Raw genomic sequence first — 5,583 nt, forward strand, 5'->3', positions numbered from 1 at the left:
GCAACCGGCGCCACCGTCTTCGGCACCATCCTCCCAACCGTCAGGGCCTGAAGTCCACCTCGCTCAAGGCGTGGGTAATTACCTGCAATTCTCACATTGTTGAGGGGACCCTAGGGAACTGCAACCGGCTAAGCGGCTCGGATTGAGTTTGCCCAACTTGTGACAAGAGTTAAATTGCACGCTACTGATATCTATGGCGCGCGAAGCCAATCCGGGACAGGTCTGAGATCGTGACCATTTTCGCTGCACAAATCCCTGAAGACATAGGTTAAAGGGCTATGGTGAAATTCCCAATCTTATCCTCGCCAAGCGAAAGATATTTCAATGAGCAGTAGCTGATGTAGCCAATACCGAGTGTCCAGCCTCTAGCCGTATAGAGCTATCTATCAGTTCTAAAGCACTGCTGCGGTGTGCGATCAGAATGATGGTCATTGAGGGAAAAGCGTCCCGGATGTCGCGCTGAACCCGACGCTCCAAAATACTTTCCACAGCATTCGTTGCTTCATCAAGGATAAGAATATTAGGTTCAGCGACGAGGGCACGTGCCAGAGATATACGCTGCCTCTGCCCGCCTGACAGTCTAAAGCCGCGCTGACCAACGCGTGTGTCAAGTCCGTTTGGCAAAGTTTCAGTAAAGTCACGAATGCCTGCTATCTCCAAAGCACGCCAGACCTGCGGGGGCGAGGCTTTTGGCTTCGCGAGACAAAGGTTATCAAGCAGCGAGCCTTCCAAGAGCTCAATATCCTGCCCAGTGATGGCTACACGAGATAGCCAAGAGCGTCTTTCAATTTCGCACAATGGGACACCATCGATCCGGATTATGCCCGAAGTCGGCTCGTAAAGCTTTAGAAGAAGGTTTGCGACCGTTGTTTTGCCCGCGCCACTGCCACCTAAAAGCGCGAACGTACTTCCCCGGGAAATATGGAAGGTGGCTTGCGATAAACTCTGGTTATTCATTCCGGGATGCTGAAAACTAACGTTCTCAAACGTGATCTCCCTTTGGAGACCAGCGAACGCCCGCTTCCCGTTTGGAGGATAGGGTCGCCCGTCTGCCATTAGATCATTGACAACAGTCGAGAGCGCGGCCTCCAAGCTGAATACAGCCATCAAATGGCCCTGTAGCTCCCTTACATGCGGCTGCAGACGATAGATTAGCGCCACAAGAGTTAGGGTGCGGGGAGCAGAGTCGCCAAGGTGGTGTGACAGCCAGACTACCGCGCCCACCATGAGAAGCAAAAGAAGATCAAACACTGGGCGAAATGCACTGTCCAATGCCGACACTCTGATCAAAAGATTTCGCACCTCATGTGACAAAGACGTAAATGTACCTGATACGCTTTCCTCTAGACCAAGTGCTTTAATCGTTCTAAGCGACCCGACTGACGCAACTATTTTGTCAGCAAGCGCCTCATTTGCTGCTGTAGCCTTAGAACCCAGTTCTTGAAGCTTCCGGCGTGACAATTGAACAGCACTCAAGAAGAGCAGACCGCATATGACGGCCGCAAGCAAAACCTGCCAGCTCAGGACAAGCAGAATACCCGAGAAGACAACAATCGCGCAGGTATTTATGACAATGCGAGCGCAATGCTCCACGAACTCAGCAACTCGCCATGCTTCTACCTGCAAGGCGTTGGTCAGATCACCAGCAGTCCTCGTGGCCATATAGCTGTACGACAGAGAGAGGTACTGATCGAAAAGAGAGCGCCGCACCCGATCGTGCATTTTGTTTCGCACTTGCGCTGTAAGGACGCTGTACAGGCTCGATAACACTGCCCTGACTAGCACAGTGGCGGCGATCAAGGCGCACACAAGAGCCACATTTCCATTCAGGATCGAAGTGGTGTCGTGGAGAACTTGCTGCGGGAGGGATGTTCCAGCTTTCTCTGGGGCATTCACGCCTCCAGTAATTGCAGTATAGACCAGAAAGGTGACCAAGCTGATGGCGACGCTCTCAACAAGGGACGCCAGAAAGCCGAGTGTTACCATGATGGCAAGACGGGGCCTGAAGCCGGATGTAAGGGGCCAAAGGGTTATCAGACTTTCGATGAATCCGCTGCTCTTAATGTCCTTGGTAAGTATCGATTGCAGCATGCCGGCCATTGCTTCACTCCCCTGACGGGAGATCAAAGTGATCACAATTTTGCACTAAACAGAGGTACCAAGCGAGATTGGAATCCGATCTTGCAAGACCCTCTGCGTCATGCGAGAGCACATTGCGGCCTAGGTTGCGAACTGTGGAAAACCCGGGGACCATTTACTCCACCTTTAGCATCAGAAAGAAGCCGAAAACAGCTCGAGGAGGGCTGATTGAGTTATAGCAGTAACAGCCGTTCCTTCTGAGTAACAACACACATATAGCCGATGTTTGCACAAGTGGGCTTAACCCAAAAGTGTTAGTGTCAGCGGCTCGACACCGCGCGCCAACACTCACCCCTAAGGGTGTATAGACGTTTAGGCTTCTTCGAATAAAGTTGGATGAAGTAGGCGCCTGGTAAGATCCTTCAGTCCAACACCTTAGCTTTAGCGAGCCCTAGCCTCACAGATCTTCACTTATCATCTGTATTGCATGGGTATAATGCTGTTGCATTGACTGGCTCCCTTGCCTCCAGTGAGCGTTTACGTAGTTGGAGGCACTACTATGCGCGTTTTGGTATCAGGAGGCGGGGGGTTTATCGGCTCGCACTTAGTTGACCGTCTGCTTCTTCGTGATGATTGTACCGAGTTGCTTGTTGTTGACAACTTTTGGACAGGACGGCGCTCAAACCTCTCGCACATCACCGATAAACGCGTACGAATACTAGAGACAGATGTTGAGCGGCTTGCCGATGTTGGGCTGTTCGACGAGATTTATCATCTCGCCTCACCAGCATCACCGCCGTGGTACATGGAAGAGCCGCTGAGAACGGTTAGAGCTAATGTTATTGGGGTTCTTCGACTCCTTGAAGCGTTGCGGCCCAACGGCCTGATTGGTTTCACGTCCACGTCAGAGGTCTATGGTGATCCGTTAGTCTCGCCACAGCCCGAGTCCTACCGCGGTTCCGTCGATTGCACGGGTCCACGTTCATCGTACGACGAGAGCAAGAGATGTTCTGAGGCAATTTTGTTCGAGTCTCGTCGTGTGAGCGGCACTCAAATCAAAGTTGTCAGGCTGTTCAATGTCTTCGGCCCTCGAACGCGTCCGGACGACGGTCGTGCAGTATCTAACTTTATTTCGCAGGCACTCCGAGGAAAGCCAATCACAGTGTATGGAAACGGCTTACAGACCCGGAGCTGGGGTTATGTCGATGATATTATTGATGGGCTTGCACGTTTTTTCTGGTTGCAACCCACTGACTATCCAGGACCACTCAACGTAGGTAATGATCGGGAAATTTCGGTGATTGATGTCGCTCGATATGTACAAAGCCGGTTCCCAAAAACCCCAATCGTCCATCTGCCACCGGCTCCACAAGATCCAACCAATCGTCGGCCCGACCTGACGATCGCCAATCGTGAGCTTCCGGGTTGGGCATGCCAAGTTCCATATGAAGAAGGTATCGATCGCGCCATCGCTTGGTTTTCGAAGAATGAGGAGCTTAGATCAGCGTCACACGACGATGTTGCTGCCGAGTTCAGAAAAAGCGCGCTCCATATGTGAGCGGGACGGGATTGATGCCGAGTGCATAGTCGGCAAGATAGAGCCTGAATGTATGAACCAATTGAATGATGTAGCATGGTAGTTCATGTCTCAGATAATCCGCTCAATCTTGAGCGGAGAAGATCAGCGTCTATAATCATCCCCGCCTATAATGCCGAACGTTTCTTGGAGGGCACACTGCAGTCGGCGTTGGCACAAGACTACGATCAATTCGACATCATCGTTGTGAATGACGGGTCAACAGACAGAACAGCCGAGATTGCTTCAGATTATTGCAAGAGTGACAGTCGAGTACATTTGCTATCGACAATCAACAATGGTGTTGCGGCTGCACGAAACGCCGGAATCCATTATTCCAATGCAGAATATGTCGCGTTTTTGGATGCTGACGACCTTTGGCTGCCCGACAAGCTTCGCCGACAAATTGAGCTCCTCGAACAAAAGCATGAGTACGCTGCGGCTTACACTTGGTCAGTAGTGATCGACGAAGATGACATGGTGCTGAACCCAACTGCCAGCTGGAACTTTGATGGGTATATCCTTTGTCAGCACCTAATCACTTGGCCTGTCGGCAATGGCAGTTCGCTAGTTGTCCGACGAAACGCAGCCGTTTCGATAGGAGGCTACGATACGGACTTCAGAAAACTCGGATGCGGTGGGACCGAGGATTTAGATTTTGAGCTACGCTTGGCTGAAAGGTACAGGATCACGTGCGTTCCAAGTTTTCTGGTGGGTTACCGACGTTACCCAGGCAACATGTCAAGTGACGGCAAGAGGATGGCGCGATCTGCGATCTTAACGATAGACAGAGCTCTTGAACGAAACCCATCACTCCCCACCAAGTGTTCTAGATGGGCCCGAGCCACGGCATATGCATATGCAGCCAACTCATGTCGTCCATCTCTAGAGTTGGCTCGCTACTTACTTATTCTCCTGACATTTGAAACACGTTTGGGATTCCAGATTTTAGGCAGAAAGAGCCGATCATTCCTACGCCGTCTAGAAGTGCTTTTCGGTGCCGCCGGAGATCGACAGCAAGCATCAATTTCATTTTATCTATGGAGCAGTTCTCAACCTTTCATGTTCGACACCGCGATTAAGCGGCGAGTGGAGAAGATGATGAGCATAGATCGAATGCTTGAACCGCAAAGATCCAGGCGTTGGCACGAAGCTACGTTATCGGACTCGCCCAAACAGCAGGCTCTCAGTGTGGGTGATCCAACCCTGTCGTCGAGAAGATAGCATTTAAACGATTGCGAAATGGAGGATAGTGACTGCTCGTTGCCGCAACTATCGCGCACGCATAAAAATGCTCTCCTGACGCGTAATTGTTGTCGAAACGTTCCGATCAGTGGACGTTCTCGTAGTGAGTAAGGATACAGCGCAGGCGTGTTGGGGATCTGATTGAAGAGGCTCGCCAAGCGGCATTAGCACCGCGAGACCTTACCCTATGCCGGGTGTGTCAGTGCTAAATCCTACCAGAGAAGCGCCAAGGTCCTCCATGACTGCCCTGTGAAACCTGCGCGCTCTTCCAGATTGCTTCCTCCCGTCCATTGCCGAGGCACTGCGAACAGTGCGAGACGGAGTTCTGGCTCGAGCGTGATGCCGCGAGGTTCTGCTCCGATCAATGTCGCCAGCAATCGATTAAAGAACGGCGGCGCCTTGTCTACGCGGATCAGAGGTGCTGCGGATGCGGAAAGTCAATTGTCGGCCGCGCCCGTAAGTTTTGCTCCGCTGGCTGTCGGCAGCAACTCAAGAATACCTTGAGGCGAAAGTCCGAAGCGTCTTCCGTCCAAGCGTGTCCGGAATGTGAGGAGGTGTTTGCACCCAAGCGAGCTGGAGTAATGTTCTGCTCCAAGACTGATCCTCCGTAAGCGGTGTTCTGGACCCACCTTACGTTTGCATGTGTGAGGGACGAGACTGACGGCCTCTGTTTGGAGATCGTT

The 5,583-nt window shown here is 51.9% G+C and carries 3 protein-coding genes; 2 read left to right on the forward strand and 1 reads right to left on the reverse strand.

The features are described 5' to 3' along the window. Positions 1-321: 321 nt before the first annotated feature. The gene (locus JKG68_RS30640) at positions 322-2,100 is read right to left on the reverse strand and encodes an ABC transporter ATP-binding protein (RefSeq protein ID WP_202066054.1); all 1,779 of its coding nucleotides are present in this window, start codon (positions 2,098-2,100) and stop codon (positions 322-324) included. 538 nt (positions 2,101-2,638) lie between these two features. Between JKG68_RS30640 and JKG68_RS30645 the strand changes: the two genes are divergently transcribed. Further along, entirely contained in the window at positions 2,639-3,637 is a 999-nt protein-coding gene (locus tag JKG68_RS30645; protein WP_202066056.1) for an NAD-dependent epimerase/dehydratase family protein, read from the forward strand. Between the two features lie 75 nt (positions 3,638-3,712). Further along, the gene (locus JKG68_RS30650) at positions 3,713-4,879 is read left to right on the forward strand and encodes a glycosyltransferase family 2 protein (protein WP_202066058.1); all 1,167 of its coding nucleotides are present in this window, start codon (positions 3,713-3,715) and stop codon (positions 4,877-4,879) included. Positions 4,880-5,583: the final 704 nt, after the last annotated feature.

This window comes from Microvirga aerilata (genome assembly GCF_016743775.1).
Lineage (GTDB): Bacteria > Pseudomonadota > Alphaproteobacteria > Rhizobiales > Beijerinckiaceae > Microvirga > Microvirga aerilata.

Coding starts and splice junctions, on each gene's coding strand:
- JKG68_RS30640 (WP_202066054.1), bottom strand. CDS start 2,100: ATGGCCGGCATGCTGCAATCGATACTTACCAAGGACATTAAGAGCAGC.
- JKG68_RS30650 (WP_202066058.1), top strand. CDS start 3,713: ATGGTAGTTCATGTCTCAGATAATCCGCTCAATCTTGAGCGGAGAAGA.
- JKG68_RS30645 (WP_202066056.1), top strand. CDS start 2,639: ATGCGCGTTTTGGTATCAGGAGGCGGGGGGTTTATCGGCTCGCACTTA.